Source organism: Streptomyces candidus (assembly GCF_014207445.1).
Taxonomy (GTDB): domain Bacteria; phylum Actinomycetota; class Actinomycetes; order Streptomycetales; family Streptomycetaceae; genus Streptomyces; species Streptomyces candidus.
In genome coordinates this window covers 36,184-56,148 of the sequence record NZ_JACHEM010000019.1, presented here as the reverse complement: position 1 = coordinate 56,148, position 19,965 = coordinate 36,184, and the positions used below count along the sequence as shown (strand labels likewise).

Below are 19,965 nucleotides of genomic sequence, written 5' to 3'. Positions count from 1 at the left end.
CCATCGGTATGTGAAAAAGCTATTCGCGTACCACTGGTATGTCAATGGGAGGGTGCGGTGACGGAGCGCGGGGTCAGAGTGCGGCAGCGGGAGGAGACCCGGCGGGCGCTGCTGGGGGAGAGCCGGCGTCTGTTCACGGAGCGCGGGTACGGCGCGGTGAGCCTGGCGGAGATCGTCGGCGCGGCCGGGGTGACCAAGGGGGCGCTCTACCACCACTTCGACGGCAAGGAAGAGCTCTTCCGCGCGGTCCTGGAGGATGTGCAGCAGGAAGTCGGCAGGCGGGTCGCCGAGGCCGCCGGGGCGCACGAGGACAGTTGGGACCAACTGGTTTTCGGGTGCCGCGAGTTCCTCGCCGCGACGACGGCCCCCGGCATTCAGCGGATCATGCTCGTCGACGGGCCGGCCGTGCTCGGCTGGACCGCCTGGCGGGCCATGGACGAGGCGTCCTCGGCCCGCCACCTCACCGAGGCGCTGACCGTTCTCGTGGACGAGGGGGTCGTCCCCGCCCAACCGGTGGCGCCGCTGGCCCACCTGCTCTCCGGCGCCATGAACGAGGCCGCCCTGTGGCTGGCGACCTCCACCGACCCCGCCGACCTGGAGCACACCACGGCCGCACTCGACCGGATGCTCGACGCGCTGCGCGCCGCATAGGCGACGCGGGCTCGGCCCCCGCCGTATGCGCTTGCCGCCCGCGCCTGGCCTCACGGGCAGAAGGCGTGGACGTTCGTCGCCGCTCGACGGGGGACAGCCGGGTGTCAGCGGCTGCCGTCCGGCTGCGGCGTGAAGGTGGCGGGGGCGTGCGTGCGGGCCACCAGGGTACGGAGGTTTTCCAGTGTGCCGGTGAGGGTGCCTGCCGTGCGGGCCTGGATCAGGACGTTGCCGAGGGCCGTGGCCTCGACCGGGCCCGCGAGGACCGGGCGGCCCGCGTGGTCGGCGAGGCGCTGGCAGAGGAGGCGGTTGAGGGCGCCGCCGCCGACCACGTGGATGCGGGTCAGGCGTTCGCCGGAGAGGTGCTCGGTACGGTCGACCGCCTCCGCGAAGGTGTGCGCGAGGCTTTCGACGATCGCGCGGACGAGGGTGGGGCGGTCCGGCGGGGCGGGCAGGCCGTGTTCCTCGTACCACTGCGCGATACGCGTTGGGAGATCGCCGGGGGCCAGGAAGCGCGGATCCTGGACGTCGAACACGGTGACGGGGAGGGGGACGTGGGCGGCCTGGGCGAGCAGGCCGGAGAGGGAGACGGAGCTGCCGTCGCGCTGCCACCAGCGGATGCTCTCGCTCAGCAGCCACAGGCCCATCACGTTGGTGAGGAAGCGGACGCGGCCGTCCACGCCGCCCTCGTTGGTGAAGTTCGCGGCGCGGGCCGCGTCCGTGAGGACCGGCTCCGCGAGCTCCGTACCCACCAGACCCCAGGTACCGCACGAGAGGAACGCGGCCCCGCCCTCCGTCATGGGTACCGCGACCACCGCCGACGCCGTGTCGTGGGAGCCGACCGTCGTCACCGGGATCTCGGGGAGACCGAGGGGGCGGGCGAGGTCCGGGCGCAGGGCACCGATCCGGGTGCCCGGATCAACCAGGTCGCCGAACAGCGAGCCGGGAAGGCCCAGCCGGGCGATCAGCTCGTGGTCCCACGCGCCGGTGCGGACGTCGAGCAGGCCGGTCGTCGACGCGTTCGTGCGCTCGGTGAGCTGCGGGCCGCCGGTCAGCCAGTGGCCGAGGAGGTCGGGGATCAGCAGCATCCGGTCGGCGAGGTCCGTCCAGGGGTCGGCGGCCAGCTGGTAGAGCGTGTTGAAGGGCAGGTACTGGAGGCCGTTGCGCGCGAAGAGGGCGTCGTGCGGCAGGAGTTGATGGACCAGGGCGGGACCCGTCCCGGTACGGGCCTCGTCGCGGTAGTGGTACGGGTTGCCCAGGAGGCGGCCCTGGCGGAGCAGACCGTAGTCGACCGCCCAGGAGTCGACGGCGAGGCCCGCCAGCGGGGGGCCCGCCGCCCGGTGGGCGTGGCACAGACCGGTCAGGATCTGACGGTGGAGTTCCAGGACGTTCCAGTGCAGGCCGTCGGAGGTGCGGACGGGTTCGTTGGCAAAGCGGTGGACCTCGTGGAGGTGGAGGCGGTCGGGCGCGACCTCGGCGGCGATCACTCGCCCCGAGGTCGCGCCCAGGTCGACCGCCGCCACCCGGAGGGCGGTGGCGGTCATCGCAGGAAGCCCGCCGCCACTCCCGCGTCCACCGGCACGTGCAGGCCCGTCGTGTGGGACATGTCGGGACCGCAGAGCACGAAGACCGCGTTGGCGACGTGCTCGGGCAGCACTTCGCGCTTGAGCAGGGTGCGCTGGGCGTAGAAGGCGCCCAGGTCCTTCTCCTCCACCCCGTAGACCGCGGCCCGGTTCGCGCCCCAGCCGCCCGCGAAGATGCCGGAGCCCTGGACGACGCCGTCCGGGTTCACTCCGTTGACCCGGATGCCGTATTCCCCCAACTCGGCGGCGAGGAGCCGCACTTGGTGGGCCTGGTCGGCCTTGGCCGCCGAGTAGGCGATGTTCTTGGGACCGGCGAAGACGGAGTTCTTGGACGAGATGTAGACGATGTCGCCGCCCATGTCCTGCTCGATCAGCACCTTCGCCGCGGCCTTCGAGACGAGGAAGGAGCCCTTGGCCATGACGTCGTGCTGGAGGTCCCAGTCCGCCTCGGTGGTGTCCAGCAGGGACTTGGACAGGGACAGGCCCGCGTTGTTGACGACGAGGTCGAGGCCGCCGAAGGCGAGTACCGCCGTGTCGACCATGTGCCGTACCGCCGCCTCGTCGGACACGTCCCCCGCCACGCCCACCGCGACGTCCGGGCCGCCGATCTCCGCGGCCGCCGCTGCCGCCTTCGTACCGTCGAGGTCGGCGACGACCACGCACGCGCCCTCGGCGGCGAGCCGGCGTGCGGTGGCCCGACCGATGCCCGAGGCCGCGCCCGTGACCAGGGCGATGCGCGTGGCCAGCGGCTTCGGCTTCGGCATGCGCTGGAGCTTGGCCTCCTCCAGCGTCCAGTACTCGATACGGAACTTCTCGGACTCCGGGATGGGCGCGTACGAGGAGACGCCCTCCGCCCTGCGCATCACGTTGATCGCGTTGATGTAGAACTCGCCCGCGACGCGCGCCGTCTGCTTGTCCTTGCCGTAGCTGAACATGCCGACGCCGGGGACGAGGACGATCAGCGGGTCCGCGCCGCGGATCGCGGGGGAGTCCGGGGTGGCGTGCCGGTCGTAGTACGCCCGGTACTCGCGCCGGTAGTCCGCGTGCAGTTCCCCGAGCCGGGAGAGCACGTCGGTGAGGGGCGCGGCGGCGGGCAGGTCCAGGACCAGCGGGCGGACCTTGGTGCGCAGGAAGTGGTCCGGGCAGCTGGTCCCGAGGGCGGCGAGGCGCGGGTGCTCGGTGCGGGCGAGGAAGTCGAGGACGGCGGGGGAGTCGGTGAAGTGGCCGACCATCGGCCGGTCCCGGGAGGCGATCGAGCGCAGGGTGGGGGCGAGGGCCGCGGCCTTCGCCCGCCGTTCCGGGCCAGGCAGGGCCGCGTACCCCTCCAGGACCGGGCCGAAGGGCTCCGGGCGGCTGTGCTCCGCCATGTACTCGGCGGCCGAGTCGATGATCCACAGGGAGTTGCGCTCGCACTCCTGGGAGGTGTCGCCCCAGGCGGTGATGCCGTGACCACCGAGGATCACCCCGACGGCATCCGGGTTCGACCGCTTGTACTCGGCGATGTCAAGGCCCAGTTGGAACCCCGGGCGACGCCACGGCACCCAGCCCACCCGGTCGCCGAAGATCTTGCGGGTCAGCTCCTCGCCGTCGGCGGCGGTGGCCAGCGCGATGCCGGAGTCCGGGTGCAGGTGGTCGATGTGCGCGGCGTCGACCAGCCCGTGCATGGCGGTGTCGATGGAGGGGGCCGCGCCGCCCTTGCCGTGCAGGCAGTAGTCGAACGCGGCGACCATCTCGTCCTCCCGCTCCACCCCCGGGTACACGTCGACGAGCGCCCGCATCCGGTCCAGGCGCAGGGAGGCGAGGCCGGCGGCGGTGAGGGTGCCGAGGTCCCCGCCCGAGCCCTTCACATGGAGGAGGTCGACGCTCTCGCCGGTGACGGGGTCGGTGGCGGAGGCCTTGGCGGAGGTGTTGCCGCCGGCGTAGTTGGTGTTCTTGCGGTCGCTGCCGAGCCGGTTCGAGCGCGCGATCAACGCCTCCACGGCCTCGGCGTCACTGCCCCTGCGGTCGCTGCTCACGGGTCCTCCCGGGACGGGGTCGTTGGCGGGACGCCCGTTGCCGGACTTGTTCTCGGGACGCTCGGACACCGGCTCGATTCCCTTGCTGCTCACGTCAGTTCCACCCTGCCTGGTGTCCGCCGACCCGGTCCGACTCGATCTGCTGCTGGTAGCCGTCGGCGAGGTACGCCCGCACCGGGTCGCCCGGCAGGCCGCGGGACTCGCGCCACTCGGCGAGGTCCTTCCGTACGTCCGTATAGAAGGCGTCGTTGAAGATCTCGTGGGCGAGGAGCACGTCCCCCGCCGTGCGTGCCGCGTCCAGCGCCTCGGTGTCCAGGAGCAGGGCGCGGGCGGTCATCTCCTGCACGTTGAGCACGGAGCGGATCTGGCCGGGGATCTTCTGCTCGATGTTGTGGCACTGGTCGAGCATCAGCGCCACGTCCGAATCGGGGCCGTACCCGCCGCCCCTGATCACCTCGACCATGATGCGGAAGAGCTGGTACGGGTCGGCCGCGCCGACGATCAGGTCGTCGTCCGCGTAGAAACGGCTGTTGAAGTCGAAGGAGCCGAGCTTTCCGAGGCGCAGGAGCTGGGCCACGATGAACTCGATGTTGGTGCCGGGCGCGTGGTGGCCGGTGTCCAGGCACACCTTCGCCCGCTCGCCCAGGGCCAGGCAGTGCGCGTACGAGGTCCCCCAGTCGGGGACGTCCGTGTGGTAGAAGGCCGGCTCGAAGAACTTGTACTCCAGTACCAGCCGCTGCTCGCCCGAGAGCTGGGCGTATATCTCGGCGAGGCCCTCGGCCAGCCGGTCCTGGCGGGCGCGGATGTCGTCCTGGCCGGGGTAGTTGGTGCCGTCGGCGAGCCAGATCTTCAGGTCGCGGGAGCCGGTCACGTTCATGACGTCGATGCAGGCGAGGTGGTGGTCGACGGCCTGGCGGCGGACCTTGGGGTCCGCATGGGTGAGGCTGCCGAGCTTGTAGGCGTCGTCCTGGAAGGTGTTGCTGTTGACCGTGCCGATCGCGATGCCCAAGTCCTCCGCGTATGCGCGGAGTTCGCCGTAGTCGTCGACGGTGTCCCAGGGGATGTGCAGGGCCACGGTCGGGGCGAGCCCGGTGAAGCGGTGGACCGTCGCGGCGTCGGCGATCTTCTCCTCGACGGTACGGGGGGTGCCCGGCGTGCCGAAGACCTTGAAGCGGGTGCCGGAGTTGCCGTACGCCCAGGAGGGGACCTCGATCGCGAGGGCGGCGAGGCGTGGGGCTGTGTCGGCGAATTCGACCATGGAATCTTCCTTGCCCGGGGCGGAGTGTGCGGAGTGCGCGGCGAGTGCCTGTGAACGCGGTGCGGCTCGGTGAATCGATTCAAGCATGGGGCTACTGATGGCGGCAAGGGTTGGGGAGCAGGAGGGAGGCGGGTCGAGCGGGGACGGGAGAGTCCTGTGAGTCGCCCCTTTCGAGAGGGGATTGGCGTATCGGCGCGCAGTCGGTTCGCCGGGCCGGGGGCCCCATGCGTTCCCAGTGGGCTGAAACGAATCAAAACCGGACGGACGGGCGACACCCGTCCCCGCGTTCCGGCCTCGTTCGAGAGGTGCGGGGCTTTGCCCGCGGGGCGTGGTAGGGGTGGACCCGGACCCGTGGTTGCACGCGCGGCTTTGCATGACCATGCGTCTGTGTGCATACTCTTCCTATGTCTAAGGTCCTCACCTCCCTCCCCGCCGGCGAACGCGTCGGTATCGCCTTCTCCGGCGGACTCGACACCTCCGTCGCCGTCGCCTGGATGCGCGACAAGGGCGCCGTCCCCTGCACGTACACCGCCGACATCGGCCAGTACGACGAGCCCGACATCGAGTCGGTGCCCGGCCGTGCCAAGGCGTACGGCGCTCAGATCGCGCGGCTCGTCGACTGCCGTGCGGCGCTCGTCGAGGAGGGGCTGGCGGCGCTGACCTGCGGCGCGTTCCACATCCGGTCGGGCGGGCGGGCGTACTTCAACACCACGCCGCTGGGCCGCGCCGTCACCGGCACGCTGCTCGTACGGGCGATGCTGGAGGACGACGTCCAGATCTGGGGCGACGGCTCGACCTTCAAGGGCAACGACATCGAACGGTTCTACCGCTACGGCCTGCTCGCCAACCCCCACCTGCGGATCTACAAGCCCTGGCTCGACGCGGACTTCGTGACCGAACTCGGCGGCCGCAAGGAAATGTCGGAGTGGCTGCTCGCCCACGACCTGCCCTACCGGGACTCCACGGAGAAGGCGTACTCCACCGACGCCAACATCTGGGGCGCCACCCACGAGGCCAAGACCCTGGAGCACCTGGACACCGGCGTCGAGACCGTCGAACCGATCATGGGCGTGCGGTTCTGGGACCCGTCGGTCGAGATCGCCACCGAGGACGTCTCGATCGCCTTCGACCAGGGCCGTCCGGTCGCGATCAACGGCAAGGAGTTCGCGTCACCCGTCGATCTGGTGATGGAGGCCAACGCGATCGGCGGACGCCACGGCATGGGCATGTCCGACCAGATCGAGAACCGCATCATCGAGGCCAAGAGCCGCGGCATCTACGAGGCTCCCGGCATGGCCCTGCTGCACGCCGCGTACGAGCGGCTGGTCAACGCGATCCACAACGAGGACACCCTCGCCCAGTACCACAACGAGGGCCGGCGGCTCGGCCGTCTCATGTACGAGGGCCGGTGGCTGGACCCCCAGGCGCTCATGGTCCGTGAGTCCCTCCAGCGCTGGGTCGGGGCCGCCGTCACCGGCGAGGTGACCCTGCGGCTGCGGCGCGGCGAGGACTACTCGATCCTCAACACGACGGGCCCGGCGTTCTCGTACCACCCGGACAAGCTGTCCATGGAGCGCACCGAGGACTCCGCGTTCGGCCCGGTCGACCGGATCGGCCAGCTCACCATGCGCAATCTCGACATCGCCGATTCGCGCGCCAAGCTGGAGCAGTACGCGAGCCTCGGCCTGATCGGCACCGCCAACCCCTCCATCGGCGCGGCCCAGGCGGCGGCCACCGGCCTGATCGGCGCGATGCCGGAGGGCGGCGCCGAGGCCATCGCCTCACGCGGCGAGGTCTCCGGCGACGAGGAGATGCTGGACCGTGCGGCGATGGAGTTCGGCACGGACTAGGCCGGCTGGAGGACCCGCTCGGGTGCGGTTCCGCTCTGCGGGTAGGGGCGTTCCGGACCGGCCCCTCCCGACCCGGTGTCCGGTTGCCGCCGGTACCTGGTACATGGCGGCGGATCCGCGCATTCTGGCGGCTGGACGACTCCACCTGTGACCGGCCCGGACGATGCCCGCGCCGACTCGGGCCGCCCACCCGCCGGGCCGGGGCCACCCGGGCCCGGCCCGGCCCGTTCTTACGGCCGGAGGGACGTCGGCGGTCCTGATCCGGGTACGCGCCCGTGCCCGTGCGGTCAGTCGGTGAGTCCGACCAGGGCGCGGGCGAAGTCGAGCGAGTACGTGAAGACCTCCTCCACCTGTTCCTGCGCCACGCCGTGCCAGCCGTGGTCCGCGCCGGGGACGAGGCGCAGCTCGGCCTGGACGCCGCACTTCCTCAGGGCGGCGGCGAGGTCCTCGCTGTGCGAACACGGGACCATGCTGTCCGCCGCCCCGTGCACGAGGAGGAACGGAGGTGCGGCCGGGTGCACCTGAGCGAGAGGGCTCGCGGTCCGGGCGAGTTCGGGAACGGTGGCCGCGGGCGCACCGAGGAACAACGCGTCGGGTGTACCGGCGGCATCCGGGGAGTAGTAGCCACGGGGCGTGGTGAAGTCGCTCGGCCCGTACCAGACGACGGCACCGGAGAGACCGACGGCGTCCTCGGGCCGGGCGGGGGCGGGTTGCCGCGCCGCGGTTGCGGGCACGGCGGTTCCTGGGGTGGGCCGGGTGGTTCCGGGCTCGGGCGTGGGGCCTGCGAGGGTGAGCAGCGAGGTGAGGTGGCCGCCCGCCGACTCGCCCCACACCACCGTCCGCCCGACGTCGACACCCAGCTCGTCCGCACGCAGCGCCAGCCACCGCAGGGCGGCGCGCAGGTCCTCCAGTGGGGCCGGGAAGACGGCCTCGCCGCTGAGCCGGTAGTCGACGGCGGCGACCGCGAAGCCCGTCTCCGCGATGCGGGCGAGCGGGCCCGGGTTCCACTGCCGGGTGTGCAGCCCCATGTCGTCGCGCCGACCGCGCCGCCAGGCGCCGCCGTGCACGAACAGCACCAGAGGCGCGCGGGGGGCGGGGGCGGCGGGGAGCCAGAGGTCGAGTTCGAGGGGGCGGCTGCCGTCGAGTTCTCCGTACGGGATGCCGCGCAGGTGCCGTACGCCGGAGGGGAGTTGGGCGGAGGGTGGAAGGGGGGCGCCGTCCGGGTGCGGGGCCCGGAGCAGGAGCGGGAGGGGGATCGCGGTGTCCCCGTCGGCGGCCGGGGCGGTCACTGGGTGCGCCACTGGTGGTCGGGCAGGAAGCGCACGTCGAATTCCTGCGGCACGGTGGCGAACTTCTGCGGCTCCGGCACGACCGGGGCGTGCGGCAGGCCCATCTCCCCGACGGGCGTGCCGAGGTTCTCGAAGAATCGCTCGTAGGTGCGGCCCGGCCCCGCGGCGACGCCGACGACCTGACTGTGATGCCGCTCCATGCGGTAGGAGTGCGTGCAGTTCTTGGGTACGAAGCCGAAGTCGCCGGGGGTGAGCAGGCGTTCCATCTGCTCGCCCGCCAGATCTTCGACGAAGAGCCGGACGGCGCCCTGGGTGACGTAGAAGACCTCGTGCGTGTCGGCGTGCAGGTGGGCCGGGATGATGTCGCCCTTGGGGCCCTCGACGGTGAAGAAGTTGAAGGTGTTCTCGGTCTGCTCGGCACCCGCGTACACGGTCACCAGGTCGCCGAAGAGATGCGCGCGGTCGCCCTCCCCCTTCTCGATGACGTACGGCTTCGTGGGGTCGGCCGGTATGCGCGAGGCCCGGCGGTAGCGGGTGGCGTATTCGAGGGTCATGCGGTCTCCGTAGGTGGGGGGACGGCTGCTCCTGGTGCTCCCGGTGGGAAGCCGGGGGCGGGGGACGCGGCGGGCACGCCGCGCAGCCCGGTGCCGAGGAGCGACGCCGAGTATCTATGTCAGGCAGCCTGACATATGATGGCGCTGCGGAGCAACCCGTACGTGGTGACTCGCGCACCGCTCCGATCGCCGATCCGCCCCGTGAGGAAACCATGCGCCGTCCCACGCACCGCCAGCTGCCCCAACTCCTCGGGGAGGCCCGACGCTGGTTCGAGGAGGCGATGCTCGCCGCGCTGGAGGCGGCGGGGGAGCAGCCGGTCTCCGCGCCGCAGTCGCAGCTCTTCTCCGTTCTGGAGGACGGCGGTACCACCGTCTCCGAGGCCGCCCGCCGCATGGGCGTCACCCGGCAGACCGCCCACCAGGCCGTGCACGGCCTGGTCGCCGCTGGAATGCTGGAGCAGGTCCCCGACCCCGCTTCCGCCCGCCGACGGCTGATCCGCCGCACACCAGAGGGCGAACGGGTGCACCGGCAGGCGGGGCTGATCCTGGAGGGGCTGGAGGCGCGGCTGGCCGAACGCATCGGCCGGGACGCCGTGGACGCCCTGCGCGCGGCTCTCGAAACGCCGTGGGGAGACCCCCCGACGCTGGCACTGGGAAGGTCCCGGGAGTCCGGGCCGGAGGCTTCCGCACCGGAGGCTTCGGGCTGAGCCGACGGCACTGCTCGGTATGGCCGGGCGACGTCGTGGCCGGCCTGGGGGACGGCACGTCCGGCCGTGCCGGGGGGGGGCGGCGGGTACGGTGCCGATGGCCGGTGGGGCGAGCGGGCGCGGCGGGGCGAGCGTGGGCGGTGGGGTCGGCATCGCCCGTGGCCGGTGGGGCGAGCGGGTCAAAGGACCGGCGTCAGCTCGCGCTCGAAACACAGCGACGTGCTTTCGAGGCCCGTGTACGTGCCGAAATCGGGGATGCGGCGGTATCCGGAGCGGGTGCAGAAGTGCACCGCGTCCGGCTGCGAGAGGCCCGTTTCCAGACGCAGTCGGGTCCAGCCCCGGTCCCGGGCCCACTGCTCCAGGAACTCCAGCAGCGCCGGAGCCACGCCCGTACCGCGCCCGGCCGGGATCACGTACATCCGCTTCAGTTCGCCCGCCGCGTCCCCGAGGGCGCGAAGCCCCGCACAGCCGAGGGGAGTTCCGTCCTCGGCACGGGCCAGCGCGAACACCGCGATGTCGGCAGAGGTCGGAGCGGCGCCGGGCTCGAAACGGTCCTCGACGACTCCCCGCCTCCTTGCCCTGACGTCCGCGTCAAGGTCTAGCGTCGTCCCCATGCGCATCGGTGAACTGGCGGAACGGGCCGGAGTCAGCACCCGGACCCTGCGGTACTACGAGTCCCGCGGGCTGTTGGCCGCCCCTCGTGCGGTCAACGGATACCGCGTGTACGGCGACGACGACCTTCGGCTCGTCGAGCAGATCCGTACGCTCCAGGACTTCGGCTTCGGCCTCGAGGACACCCGGCCGTTCCTGGAGTGTCTGAACGCCGGGCATCCGGCCGGGGACGCCTGTCCGGCCTCGCTCGACGTCTACCGGCGCAAGCTCGCGGAACTCGACCTGCTGATCGCGGAGTTGACGACTGTGCGTGCCCAGGTGGGGGCCCAGCTGGTACGGGCCCAGGCGGATCTTCCGGACGGGCCGACGCCGCTGTGCGAACTCGGTCAGTCGTGAACAGCGAACAGGTGACGCCGCACGGACGGCCGCCACGAGAGGGGACGAACATGTTCAGAACAGCGGGGCTGGACGAGGTCACGGACGCGAACTTCGACGAGGTGGTGCTGAAGTCGGATCTCCCGGTGCTCGTGGAGTTCGGGGCCGACTGGTGCGGCCCGTGCCGCCAGATCGCGCCCGTACTCAAGGCGCTCGCCGACGAGGAGCGGGACCGGCTCAAGATCGTGCAGCTCGACGTGGACACCAGCCCCGGCACTGCTGCCGCGTACGGCGTGCTGGCGGCCCCCACCCTCATGGTCTTCCGGGGAGGCGAGCCGGTGCGGTCGATAGTGGGCACCCGGCCCAAGCGGCGGCTGCTTCAGGAGCTGGAGGGGGTCGTCTGATCGTTGCGGTCGTGTATGACGTACGGCGCGTGATGTACGGCATGTGATGTACGGCGTGCGTCACATGCCGCCCGATGTACGACCTGTCGTGCACGGCATGCGACACACGGGTGGCATGCAGCGGGCGGGCGGGCGGACGGGCGGCCCGGCATCGGATCCGGCTTGGTCGTGGGCCGCCCCGCCCCTGCCCGGTACGACGGGTGTTGCGTGAGGTCCGGCTGTCAGGCGGGGCGCTGGGCCATGACCACCACGCTCGGCCCGGTGTGTTCGTCCGGGGGGAGCCGGAGTTCGGCGACCGGGCGCAGTCCGGCCTGCTCGATCAGCGCCACGAGCTGTTCCGGTTGCCACTTGTAGGTCGTCCACCGCACGGGCACGCCCCCGTACGCCTCGGTGCGCACCGTGTCCTCGTCGCCGACATGGGTCCCGGTGATGAAGTGACCGCCCGGCTTCAGGGCGCAGGCGAACTGGGCGAGGACCTGGGGCAGGACATCGCGGGGGAGGTTGAAGAGCGACCACCATCCCAGCAGGCCGCCGAAAGATGCCTCCGGGAGGTCGAGTTCGGTGGCCGAGGCGACGCGGAAGCGGCATTCCGGATGGAGCCGGCGGGCGTTCTCGATCATGCGGGGGGAGAGGTCGACCCCGGACACGTCGAGTCCGCGTTCGGCGAGGTAGGCGGTCACCGTGCCTGGTCCGCAGCCGACGTCGAGGACGGGTCCGAGATCGCCCACGGTGTCGGCGAAGGCGTCGATGGCCGCCTGGAGCCACGGGTGGCGGCGGATGTCGCCCATTCCCGTGGTCAGCACCATGTGGGCGTAGTTGTCCGCCACCCGGTCGTAGGACTGGCGGACCGTGTCGAGATCGGCCGGGCGGTCAATGTGAGGTGCACGCATCATCCAACAATAGGGTGGCGATCCGGTCGGGTGCGAGCTCCTCACCACCACCACCACCTCCTCGACGACCTCGCCAATCACCTCGACGACCTCAACAAGCGGGCCCGGTCTACCGGTTGTCCGCCACCGGCTCGTCGTCCGCCGCGCTCTCGCCACCCGCTTCCGCCGGGTCGCGGACGTCGCCCAGGGGGTCCTCCGCGCACCGCACCGGCGCTGAGAGGGCGGCATCGTACGCGGCGCGGGGAACACGTACGGACCCATCGGGAGTTCGCCCCACTCCTCGCGGTAGGGCTGGCGGAAGCCGGACCAGGTGACCGTGTCGGGGGCGAGCGAGATAACGGCCAGCAGGGGCCAACAGGCCCACACGCCGCAAGGGCAGCCCAGGACCGGGGTGGCGCCCATGTCGGCGAACTCGGCGAGTGGGTCGCCGTGGAAGTGACGCGCGAGGTCGCCGAGTTCCTCCAGGGGCAGGCCGTTGTGCTGGGGGCGGGCGAAGTCCGGGTCTTCGGCATCGTCCCCGTCCCCCTCCTCCGCCTCGCGTTCCCGGAGCCGCAGCCCGAAGGTCGCGTCGGCGGTGTACGTACGCAGATCCGTGCCGTCGACGCGGATACCGACGAGCGGGGAGCCGGTCGCGGGTGCGTTGGACGGGTAGGTGAAGAACTCGATGCGGTGCATGGCGGCCATTGTGGTCGGAGGCGTAGGCGCGGAGGCCGATCACCGTACACGCGCGGACTGGGCGTCAACCAGGGTGCTCATGCCCCGCGACGCCCTTGCCGCGCACGTCGGCGCGACGTACGACAGCCTCTGCGGATGCGGCCGCTGGAGGCCGGGGGCGGGGAAGCAATAGGGGCGGCGCGAAGCAGGGGCGGGCGGGTGCGGTGCTGTGCCGCTCCCGCCCGCCCGTGCCTCGCGTCTCAGCGTCCGGGAGCCCGGTCGAGGTAGGGGTTCGCCGGTTCCGGGATGCGCTCCAGCGTCGCGATGTCCAGGGCGATCGCCGCCGAAGTGGTGCCCAGGGTGCCCTCCGGGCGCCAGGTGCCGGTCACCCGCACCCAGGTGTCGGCGGGCGGGGCCTGCCGGCCGTGCGCGGCGACGCTCAGGGACTGCGAGTCGGCGGCGCAGCAGGAGACCACGAGGCGGGTCAGTTTCCAGGTGCCGCCCTTGCCGGGGGTGACGAAGCCCTGGAGCACGACGGTGCGGCCCTTCAGGCTGCCGCTCTCCTCCTGCTGGAGGCGGGCGACGTACTCGGTCATCGAGAGCGGCACGGGACCCGACGCGGGCAGCGGGGTGAAGCTGTCGTAGTCGACGACGAGTTGCGGGCTGTCGCGGGCGGCCGTGTACGAGCCCAGGGCGGGCGGTGCGAACAGGAGCAGCGCCAGGGCGGGCGGCAGGAGCAGCCAGGCGACCCGGGGGCCTCGGGAGTGGTCGTGCCCGTGCTCGGAGGCGGGGTCCGGGGCGAGGTCGACGTCGTGCTCCGGGGCGTGCCTGTGCCCGTTTCCGTGCCCGGGTTCGGCTCCGGACGCGTCCCCGTGTCCGGAGCCGTCGTGTCCGGCCGGGTGGGGGTGGACGTCCGGTGACGCCACCGGCTGACGCCGCGTCGGGAACGGTATGCCGTCCCGGGCCACCCCCAGTGCGCCAAGCGCCGTGAGCATGAGGCCCGCCACCACCACGTACGGTTGCAGCCCCTCCTTCACGTACCGCAGGCAGATGTCGCTGAAGAGCGAGATCCGGAGCACTCCCGCCCCGAGGAGCAGCAGGAGCACGTTCTGCAGGCCGGGCCTCACAGCAGCCACCAGCCCGTCAGCGCGGTGCAGGCCACGGCCACGACGGCGGTCGCCGCCGAGAACCGCCACGCGAACGCCCGGCCGAAGGTGCCGGCCTGGAGGGCGATCAGTTTCAGGTCGACCATGGGGCCCACCACCATGAACGCCAGCCGGGCCGTCGGCGAGAACCCCGTCAGCGAGGCCGCCAGGAAGGCGTCGGCCTCCGAGCAGACGGCGAGGACGATGGCCAGCGCGGCGAGGAAGAGCACCGACAGCCACGGGGAGTCGGCGAAGGTGTCCAGCACCGAGCGCGGCACCGTGACGTTGAAGGTGGCGGCGGCCATCGCCCCGAGGACGAGGAAGCCGCCCGCGTGCAGGAAGTCGTGCTGGAAACCGGTCCGGAACTCCTCCCAGCGGCTGTTTCCCGGTGCGTGACCGGAGTGGCGCGCGGGCATCCGCAGCCACTTCGCCCGGCCGAACCGCAGCCACAGCCAGCCCATCAGGGCGGCGGTCGCCAGGGACGCGACCAGTCGGGCGGCGACCATCTCCGGCGCGCCGGGGAAGGCCACGGCCGTGGAGACCAGGACGACCGGGTTGATCGCCGGGGCGGAGAGGAGGAAGGCGAAGGCGGCGGCCGGCGTCACCCCGCGCCGGATGAGGCTGCCCGCGACCGGCACCGACGCGCATTCGCAGCCCGGCAGGACGACCCCGGCGGCGCTCGCCACCGGAACCGCGAGCGCCGGGTTGCGGGGCAGCATCCTGCCGAAGACGTGGGCCGGGACGAAGGCGTTGACCGCGCCGGACACCAGGGTGCCCAGGAGGAGGAACGGCAGCGCCTGCACGAGGACGGCCACGGTGATCGTCTGCCAGGCACGGAAGCCGGCGCTCGTCAGCAACTCGTCCAGCCCCGCCGCCCAGCCGATCCCGCACACGGTCAGCATCGAGACGACGCCCGCCACCCGCACGGACGCCGGGGTGGCACGGTCCGCGCGGGCATGGAGCGCCGCCGGGTGCGTGGGCGGGAGCGCAGCCGGTATGTCGGGTTCGTTCACATCGGCTCCGGACGTCGTGCGGGAAGAGAGCGGGCGTGGCCCCCTGGTGGGTCCGCGACCATGAGCATTATGCTGCCCGCGCGCCACAGGCCGGCGTGGGCGGCCCGGGGACCGTCCGCGCGGGGTGAGTGCCGGGGCCTCCGACGACGCGCACCTCGACACGCCCGGTCCGTCGGCCGTCGGACACTTCCCGGGCAGGGGAAGGAGCGGAGGCACACATGCTCGAGAACCTTCTCGTCGGCCTCGGGGCCTTCGCGGGCCTCGGGCTCTTCTGCCTGCTGCCGATGCTCCTCGTCCCGACGCCCAAGGAATGGTGTCGTACCTGCAAGCACCAGCGGTACGACCACGCGGACGGCACCGGGACGTGCACCGGGGACGAGTTCGGATCGGAACTCGCCCCCGTCGGAACCTGCCGCTGTTCGGGGTACGTGCCGAACAGGGCCACCCCTGAGAGTGATTGATGCCGCGTCGGCCCGCCCCAAAGTCGGAGACCGAGCAATCCGGGCCCAGGAACGGGGTCGGCGTGCATGTCCTGCGGTGCATTGCGACCGCCTCGTGTCCAGTATTTGAGAATTGCCCACCCGGAAAATCGCAGAAAGCGACCAGAATTGGTCACAATGCTTCGAGAAGGGCCAACCCTGTCCCTGTTCCACGGTTGATCGCCGGGCCAAACCCCAGCTCGATAGCGGTAATTACTCATTCTTTGGCAGAAATTTGCTCTGCCACCGAAGGTTAATGTGATGGCAAAGTGGGAGTCGCGGTAGCCGTTCAGGCTGGAGCAACCGGCTTTCCACCGTGACCACCGACCCGACCACACCGCGTCCCGGCCCCCGCCGGAACGACGCAGGAGGCAGGCCACCTTGAAGACCCTGATCGACCACGCCCGTTCCTTCGCCGCGACCCACGTGGCGGATCCCCGCAACACCGAGGCCTTCCGCGCCCTTGAGGCGGGACAGGACCCCGAAGCGCTGTTCATCACCTGCTCGGACTCGCGTGTCGTGCCCGCCCTGATCACCGGAGCGCGCCCCGGCGAACTCTTCGAACTCCGCACGGCCGGCAACGTCGTGCCGCCCTATCCGGCGACCGGACACCCGGACGTGCCCGGCGCCCACGCGCACCCCCGGAGCGAGGCCGCCACCGTCGAGTACGCCGTCTGCGTGCTGGGCGTCCGCGACATCGTCGTCTGCGGGCACTCGCACTGCGGTGCCGTGGGCGCGCTCGTGCGCGGCGAAGACCTGTCGGCCGTGCCGGCGGTCCGCGACTGGCTGGAGCACTCCGTCGCCCCGGACGCGGCACTGCGCTCCACGGCACCCGACACGGCCGACGTCGCGGAAGCCGTCCAGGCGCACGTACTCGCGCAAATCGAGAAGCTGCGTGCCTACCCCTGCGTACGGGACCGCGTCGCCGACGGCACGCTCACCCTGCACGCCTGGTACTACGAGGTCCACACGGGGAGGGTCACCGCGCACCGTGCGACGTCCGAGCCGGCCCGCCCCGCCTTCGTACCCCTGTGAAGGCCGCCGAGCCCCACGACCGTACGGCCGCTCCTCACGACGGGACTCTCGCACCCATGTCCACCAGGACCCCCACATCTGTGCCCCCCGACAGCCCCGAACCGGCGTCCGCGCCGGCCCCGGCCACCCCCACGCCCGACCCCGCTCTCTCCTTCACCGCCCGCTTCCGCCCCCTGCGCGAGCCCGGCGTCCTGCGCCAGGACCTGCTCGCCTCGCTCGTCGTCTTCCTCGTCGCCCTGCCGCTGTGCGTCGGCGTGGCCGTCGCGTCCGGCGTGCCCGCCGAACTCGGGTTGGTCACCGGCATCGTCGGCGGCCTGGTCGTCGGCTGCCTGCCGGGCAGCGCGCTCCAGGTCAGCGGACCGGCCGCCGGACTGACCGTGCTCGTCTTCGAGGCGGTACGCGAGTTCGGCCTCGGCATGCTCGGCGCGATCGTGCTGCTGACGGGCCTGCTGCAGACGGTCCTCGGACTGCTGCGCTGCGGGCGCTGGTTCCGGGCGATCTCGGTGTCCGTGGTCCAGGGCATGCTCGCCGGCATCGGCCTCGTACTGATCCTCGGCCAGCTCTACGGCATGGCCGGCGCCGAGCAGCCGCGCTCCGGTCTCGGCAAGCTCGCCGGCCTCCCCGCCCTGCTCACCGACACCCTCGCCGACCCGGCCGCCCTCAGCGCCGCGGCCCTCGGTCTCGGCACCATCGCCCTGCTGGTCCTGTGGCCCAAACTGCCCCGGGCCGTGCGCGTGGTCCCTGCCCCGCTCGCCGCCGTCGCCCTCGCCACGGCCACCGCCGCCCTGCTGCGGCTCGACGTGGCGAACGTGTCGGTACAGGGCCTGCTCCACGCCGTCCAGCCGCCCGGCCTCGGCGACCTGGCCGCACTCGGCAGTGTCGCCGTCCTCGGCACGGTCCTCGCGTTCACGCTCATCGCGTCCGCCGAATCCCTGTTCAGCGCGGCGGCCGTCGACCGCATGCACGACGGCCCGCGCACCCACTACGACCGGGAACTCGTCGCCCAGGGCGTCGGCAACACCCTCTGCGGTGTCCTCGGCGCCCTCCCCATGACGGCCGTCATCGTCCGCAGCTCCGCGAACGTCCGGGCCGGGGCCCGAACCCCGCTGTCGCGCATCGCGCACGGCGGTTGGCTGCTGCTGTTCGTGATGCTGCTCCCGGGTGCGCTCGGCATCATCCCGCTCGCGGCGCTCGCGGGCGTACTGATCCACGCCGGCTTCAAGCTGCTGCCGGTCAGGGAGATCGTCCCGCTCGCCCGCGCCCACCGGGGAGAGGCCCTCGTACTGGTGACCACGGCGGTCGCGATCCTGGTGACCAACATGTTCGAAGGGGTACTCATCGGCCTGGCCCTCGCGGTGGCCAAAACGGCCTGGGACACCTCGCAGGCGCAGGTGGAGGTACGGGAGTTGACCGGCGGCCGGGTCGTCGTCACCCTCACCGGCAACGCGACCTTCCTGCGGCTGCCGCGCCTCCTGGAGACCCTGGAGGCCCTCCCGAAGGACCGGCCCATAGAGCTGGACCTGACCACCGCCCAGCACCTCGACCACGCGTGCCGCACCACCCTGGAGAACTGGGCGATACGGCACAACGACAGCGGAACGGAAGCGGTACGGATGAAGACCACCCCGAAGGCCCCGCCACCCGGGCTCTGACCCCTGCGACACCACCCTCGCCCCTCCGGGTCCCGCCCGCAGGGCCCACCGAGTCCCGCCCGCAGGGCCCACCGAGTCCCGTCCGCCGGGCCCCGCGCTTCGGGGCCCGGCCCCCGTTCGCCTAGCTCCTCCGGTGCCGGCCGCCGCCCCCGCCTTCGCCCTCGTGGCCGTCGGGGTCCGGGTGCGTCGACTCGTCGGCGCTCTGCCAGGAGTCAGCGCCCGGCTGCGGCCGGCGCGGCAGGTTCGCGCGGTGCCGGGACGAACGGCGGCTTCCGTACAGGAAGGCACCGAGCAGCAGGCCCGCGATGAGGATCCCGACCACCAGGATCCACAGGTGCGGGGAGCTTTCCACGGCGAGCGGGGCGAAGTCCGAGCCCATGAGGTCTGCGCCGCGGGGGCCTGCGCCGACGGGGTCTGCGCCGCGGGGGGCTGCGCCGACGGGGTCTGCGCCAGTCATGAGGTTCATGCCCTCCCTCTTCCCGCCGCCCCCGCCCCGCTACCACCGAGCGGCCCCGCCCCGCCCGTATGGCGCACCGGTTGCCGCCCGTCGAAGTGCGGTCGGCGACGGGCGGCCGGCGTCCGTCTCAGCCGACGGCTGTGACGCCGCCCACGGGAGTCGGTACCGACCGGGAAGCGCCCCCCGAGCGCGTGCGCCGCTGCACTTGCCACGCCCCGTCGTCGTACAAACGTGCGGTCGCCGTACGCTGTCCTCCTCGCCCTCGGAAGGAGTGACCGTGTTCGGCACCTTCGACCAACTCTTCGCCCCCGGCCGCCGGCACACCGAGGAGGAGCGGCGCCGGCTGGAGCTCACCCTGGAGCAGACGGGCGACTCCGACCCCGGCCGGGGCCCGATAGACCTCTCCAGCGGAGTCGTCGTCGTCCGGCCGCCGAGCGCGGAGGAGGACCGGGAGGAAGGCTGACCGGGCTCCGGCCGGGAGCAGGGCGCCGACCGGGATCGTGCCTCGGGCGCGACGCGTCGGCGGTGCCGGGATCACTCACCCCGCCCCCTGTTGCCGTGGCGCAGCTCACACGCCTTTCCCTGTCCGATCGGTCAGTACTGACCGATCGGACAGTTACCGTGGGGGCATGGCACGACCTGCGTCCGCGATGCGCGGGCACATCCTCGAATCCGCCCTGCGGCTCTTCGCCGCCGGCGGCTTCAACGGCACCTCACTGCACGACATCGCGGCCGACGCCGGATGCTCCAAGGCGTCGTTGATCTACCACTTCAGCACCAAGGAAGCCATCCTCACCGAGCTCCTCACGCCCGCGCGTGAGGAGCTCGCCGCGCTCGACGCGCACGTGACCGGCCTGCCGCAGGACCAGCAGGTGGAGGCGGCGGTCGTCGGTTACGTGGAGCTGGCCCTGCGCCACAGACGCGAGGTGAAGATCCTCTTCGAGGACACCCCCGTCATGGTCTGCAACCCGGCTCTGGGCGACATCGCGGCCATGGCGGAACGACTCGTCGACACGATGAGCGGCCGTTCGAGGGACGCGGGACGGATCGTCAGCGCCAACATGGTGCTCGGCGCGGTTTTCGTCACCTGTGCCGGCGAGATGGACATCCCGGACGACGTCCTGCGCGACGAGCTGATCGCCGGCGCCCTGCGCACCCTCGGCCGACGACCGGACGGACCACGGCATTAGCCCCCGGCCCGGACCCTCCGGGCCAGGACCTCCGACCAGGACCGCAGACCAAGACCGCCGACCCAGACCCCGATTCCGGACCCGCGGCCCCCAGGCTGCTCGCCGCCGACGTCCCTGACCAGGTCCCGCTCACGCCCCGGCCAAGCCAAGCCCCC

General features: G+C 72.1%; 20 protein-coding genes. 10 read left to right on the top strand and 10 right to left on the bottom strand.

From position 1 onward, the window contains the following. The first annotated feature begins 57 nt into the window (after positions 1 to 57). The gene (locus HNQ79_RS28470) at positions 58 to 651 is read left to right on the top strand and encodes a TetR/AcrR family transcriptional regulator (RefSeq protein ID WP_185035757.1); all 594 of its coding nucleotides are present in this window, start codon (positions 58 to 60) and stop codon (positions 649 to 651) included. 104 nt (positions 652 to 755) lie between these two features. On the opposite strand, the gene HNQ79_RS28465 is transcribed toward HNQ79_RS28470, so the two are convergent. From HNQ79_RS28465 to rhaI, 3 genes are all read right to left on the bottom strand, one after another. Continuing rightward, positions 756 to 2,192 (bottom strand): rhamnulokinase, encoded by a 1,437-nt coding sequence (locus tag HNQ79_RS28465; protein ID WP_185035756.1) that lies wholly within the window; start codon positions 2,190 to 2,192, stop codon positions 756 to 758. Further along, positions 2,189 to 4,246 (bottom strand): bifunctional aldolase/short-chain dehydrogenase, encoded by a 2,058-nt coding sequence (locus HNQ79_RS28460; protein ID WP_185035787.1) that lies wholly within the window; start codon positions 4,244 to 4,246, stop codon positions 2,189 to 2,191. Before HNQ79_RS28460 ends, HNQ79_RS28465 begins: the two co-directional genes overlap by 4 nt. Before the next feature lie 94 nt (positions 4,247 to 4,340). Next, on the bottom strand, positions 4,341 to 5,504 hold the full coding sequence (gene rhaI / locus HNQ79_RS28455) for an L-rhamnose isomerase (RefSeq protein WP_185035755.1): 1,164 nt from the start codon (positions 5,502 to 5,504) through the stop codon (positions 4,341 to 4,343). A 404-nt stretch (positions 5,505 to 5,908) separates the two neighbouring features. Between rhaI and argG the strand changes: the two genes are divergently transcribed. Continuing rightward, complete coding sequence (gene argG, locus HNQ79_RS28450) at positions 5,909 to 7,354, top strand: argininosuccinate synthase (RefSeq protein WP_185035754.1); 1,446 nt, start codon at positions 5,909 to 5,911, stop codon at positions 7,352 to 7,354. A gap of 287 nt (positions 7,355 to 7,641) precedes the next feature. Here argG and HNQ79_RS33290 read toward each other — a convergent pair whose 3' ends face one another. Beyond that, positions 7,642 to 8,643, bottom strand: a complete 1,002-nt coding sequence (locus HNQ79_RS33290) for an alpha/beta hydrolase (RefSeq protein WP_229923450.1) — start codon at positions 8,641 to 8,643, stop codon at positions 7,642 to 7,644. Next, the gene (locus HNQ79_RS33285) at positions 8,640 to 9,197 is read right to left on the bottom strand and encodes a quercetin 2,3-dioxygenase (protein WP_221508253.1); all 558 of its coding nucleotides are present in this window, start codon (positions 9,195 to 9,197) and stop codon (positions 8,640 to 8,642) included. The genes HNQ79_RS33290 and HNQ79_RS33285 overlap by 4 nt, the downstream gene beginning before the upstream one ends. 212 nt (positions 9,198 to 9,409) lie before the next feature. Between HNQ79_RS33285 and HNQ79_RS28440 the strand changes: the two genes are divergently transcribed. After that, positions 9,410 to 9,904, top strand: a complete 495-nt coding sequence (locus HNQ79_RS28440) for a MarR family winged helix-turn-helix transcriptional regulator (RefSeq protein WP_185035753.1) — start codon at positions 9,410 to 9,412, stop codon at positions 9,902 to 9,904. 179 nt (positions 9,905 to 10,083) lie between these two features. On the opposite strand, the gene HNQ79_RS28435 is transcribed toward HNQ79_RS28440, so the two are convergent. Continuing rightward, on the bottom strand, positions 10,084 to 10,518 hold the full coding sequence (locus tag HNQ79_RS28435) for a GNAT family N-acetyltransferase (RefSeq protein WP_229923451.1): 435 nt from the start codon (positions 10,516 to 10,518) through the stop codon (positions 10,084 to 10,086). Here HNQ79_RS28435 and HNQ79_RS28430 point away from each other — a divergent pair. Both HNQ79_RS28430 and trxA read left to right on the top strand, forming a co-directional pair. Beyond that, positions 10,517 to 10,912, top strand: a complete 396-nt coding sequence (locus tag HNQ79_RS28430; RefSeq protein WP_185035751.1) for a MerR family transcriptional regulator — start codon at positions 10,517 to 10,519, stop codon at positions 10,910 to 10,912. The genes HNQ79_RS28435 and HNQ79_RS28430 overlap by 2 nt on opposite strands. Positions 10,913 to 10,962: 50 nt before the next feature. Further along, positions 10,963 to 11,295 (top strand): thioredoxin, encoded by a 333-nt coding sequence (trxA, locus tag HNQ79_RS28425; protein WP_308437333.1) that lies wholly within the window; start codon positions 10,963 to 10,965, stop codon positions 11,293 to 11,295. A gap of 221 nt (positions 11,296 to 11,516) precedes the next feature. Here the strand turns inward: trxA and HNQ79_RS34620 are convergent, their stop codons facing one another. The 3 genes from HNQ79_RS34620 to HNQ79_RS28410 form a co-directional block, all read right to left on the bottom strand. Next, positions 11,517 to 12,185, bottom strand: coding sequence for a class I SAM-dependent methyltransferase (locus tag HNQ79_RS34620; protein WP_185035784.1), 669 nt, complete (start codon positions 12,183 to 12,185; stop codon positions 11,517 to 11,519). A 914-nt stretch (positions 12,186 to 13,099) separates the two neighbouring features. After that, positions 13,100 to 13,975, bottom strand: coding sequence for a TIGR03943 family putative permease subunit (locus HNQ79_RS28415; RefSeq protein WP_311772313.1), 876 nt, complete (start codon positions 13,973 to 13,975; stop codon positions 13,100 to 13,102). Next, on the bottom strand, positions 13,963 to 14,997 hold the full coding sequence (locus tag HNQ79_RS28410; RefSeq protein WP_308437334.1) for a permease: 1,035 nt from the start codon (positions 14,995 to 14,997) through the stop codon (positions 13,963 to 13,965). Before HNQ79_RS28410 ends, HNQ79_RS28415 begins: the two co-directional genes overlap by 13 nt. A gap of 218 nt (positions 14,998 to 15,215) precedes the next feature. On the opposite strand from HNQ79_RS28410, the gene HNQ79_RS28405 reads away from it, so the two are divergent. From HNQ79_RS28405 to HNQ79_RS28395, 3 genes are all read left to right on the top strand, one after another. Further along, a complete protein-coding gene (locus HNQ79_RS28405; RefSeq protein ID WP_185035749.1) occupies positions 15,216 to 15,458 on the top strand; it encodes a hypothetical protein in 243 nt (80 codons plus the stop codon). A gap of 399 nt (positions 15,459 to 15,857) precedes the next feature. Further along, positions 15,858 to 16,511: a carbonic anhydrase gene (locus HNQ79_RS28400; protein WP_185035748.1), complete on the top strand. Its 654-nt coding sequence runs from the start codon at positions 15,858 to 15,860 to the stop codon at positions 16,509 to 16,511. Between the two features lie 56 nt (positions 16,512 to 16,567). Continuing rightward, on the top strand, positions 16,568 to 18,163 hold the full coding sequence (locus HNQ79_RS28395; protein WP_185035747.1) for a SulP family inorganic anion transporter: 1,596 nt from the start codon (positions 16,568 to 16,570) through the stop codon (positions 18,161 to 18,163). A 121-nt stretch (positions 18,164 to 18,284) separates the two neighbouring features. Here the strand turns inward: HNQ79_RS28395 and HNQ79_RS28390 are convergent, their stop codons facing one another. Continuing rightward, complete coding sequence (locus HNQ79_RS28390) at positions 18,285 to 18,629, bottom strand: DUF6479 family protein (protein ID WP_185035746.1); 345 nt, start codon at positions 18,627 to 18,629, stop codon at positions 18,285 to 18,287. A 268-nt stretch (positions 18,630 to 18,897) separates the two neighbouring features. Here HNQ79_RS28390 and HNQ79_RS34100 point away from each other — a divergent pair, with 268 nt between their 5' ends. Together HNQ79_RS34100 and HNQ79_RS28380 are read left to right on the top strand one after the other, a co-directional pair. Then, positions 18,898 to 19,083, top strand: a complete 186-nt coding sequence (locus HNQ79_RS34100; RefSeq protein WP_185035745.1) for a DUF6191 domain-containing protein — start codon at positions 18,898 to 18,900, stop codon at positions 19,081 to 19,083. A gap of 166 nt (positions 19,084 to 19,249) precedes the next feature. Continuing rightward, positions 19,250 to 19,810 (top strand): TetR/AcrR family transcriptional regulator, encoded by a 561-nt coding sequence (locus HNQ79_RS28380; RefSeq protein ID WP_185035744.1) that lies wholly within the window; start codon positions 19,250 to 19,252, stop codon positions 19,808 to 19,810. Positions 19,811 to 19,965 lie beyond the last annotated feature (155 nt).

Coding starts and splice junctions, on each gene's coding strand:
- HNQ79_RS33285 (WP_221508253.1), bottom strand. CDS start 9,197: ATGACCCTCGAATACGCCACCCGCTACCGCCGGGCCTCGCGCATACCG.
- HNQ79_RS28395 (WP_185035747.1), top strand. CDS start 16,568: ATGTCCACCAGGACCCCCACATCTGTGCCCCCCGACAGCCCCGAACCG.
- HNQ79_RS28380 (WP_185035744.1), top strand. CDS start 19,250: ATGGCACGACCTGCGTCCGCGATGCGCGGGCACATCCTCGAATCCGCC.
- HNQ79_RS28390 (WP_185035746.1), bottom strand. CDS start 18,629: ATGAACCTCATGACTGGCGCAGACCCCGTCGGCGCAGCCCCCCGCGGC.
- HNQ79_RS28435 (WP_229923451.1), bottom strand. CDS start 10,518: ATGGGGACGACGCTAGACCTTGACGCGGACGTCAGGGCAAGGAGGCGG.
- trxA (WP_308437333.1), top strand. CDS start 10,963: ATGTTCAGAACAGCGGGGCTGGACGAGGTCACGGACGCGAACTTCGAC.
- HNQ79_RS34620 (WP_185035784.1), bottom strand. CDS start 12,185: ATGCGTGCACCTCACATTGACCGCCCGGCCGATCTCGACACGGTCCGC.
- HNQ79_RS28405 (WP_185035749.1), top strand. CDS start 15,216: ATGCTCGAGAACCTTCTCGTCGGCCTCGGGGCCTTCGCGGGCCTCGGG.
- HNQ79_RS28465 (WP_185035756.1), bottom strand. CDS start 2,192: ATGACCGCCACCGCCCTCCGGGTGGCGGCGGTCGACCTGGGCGCGACC.
- HNQ79_RS28430 (WP_185035751.1), top strand. CDS start 10,517: ATGCGCATCGGTGAACTGGCGGAACGGGCCGGAGTCAGCACCCGGACC.
- rhaI (WP_185035755.1), bottom strand. CDS start 5,504: ATGGTCGAATTCGCCGACACAGCCCCACGCCTCGCCGCCCTCGCGATC.
- HNQ79_RS28440 (WP_185035753.1), top strand. CDS start 9,410: ATGCGCCGTCCCACGCACCGCCAGCTGCCCCAACTCCTCGGGGAGGCC.
- argG (WP_185035754.1), top strand. CDS start 5,909: ATGTCTAAGGTCCTCACCTCCCTCCCCGCCGGCGAACGCGTCGGTATC.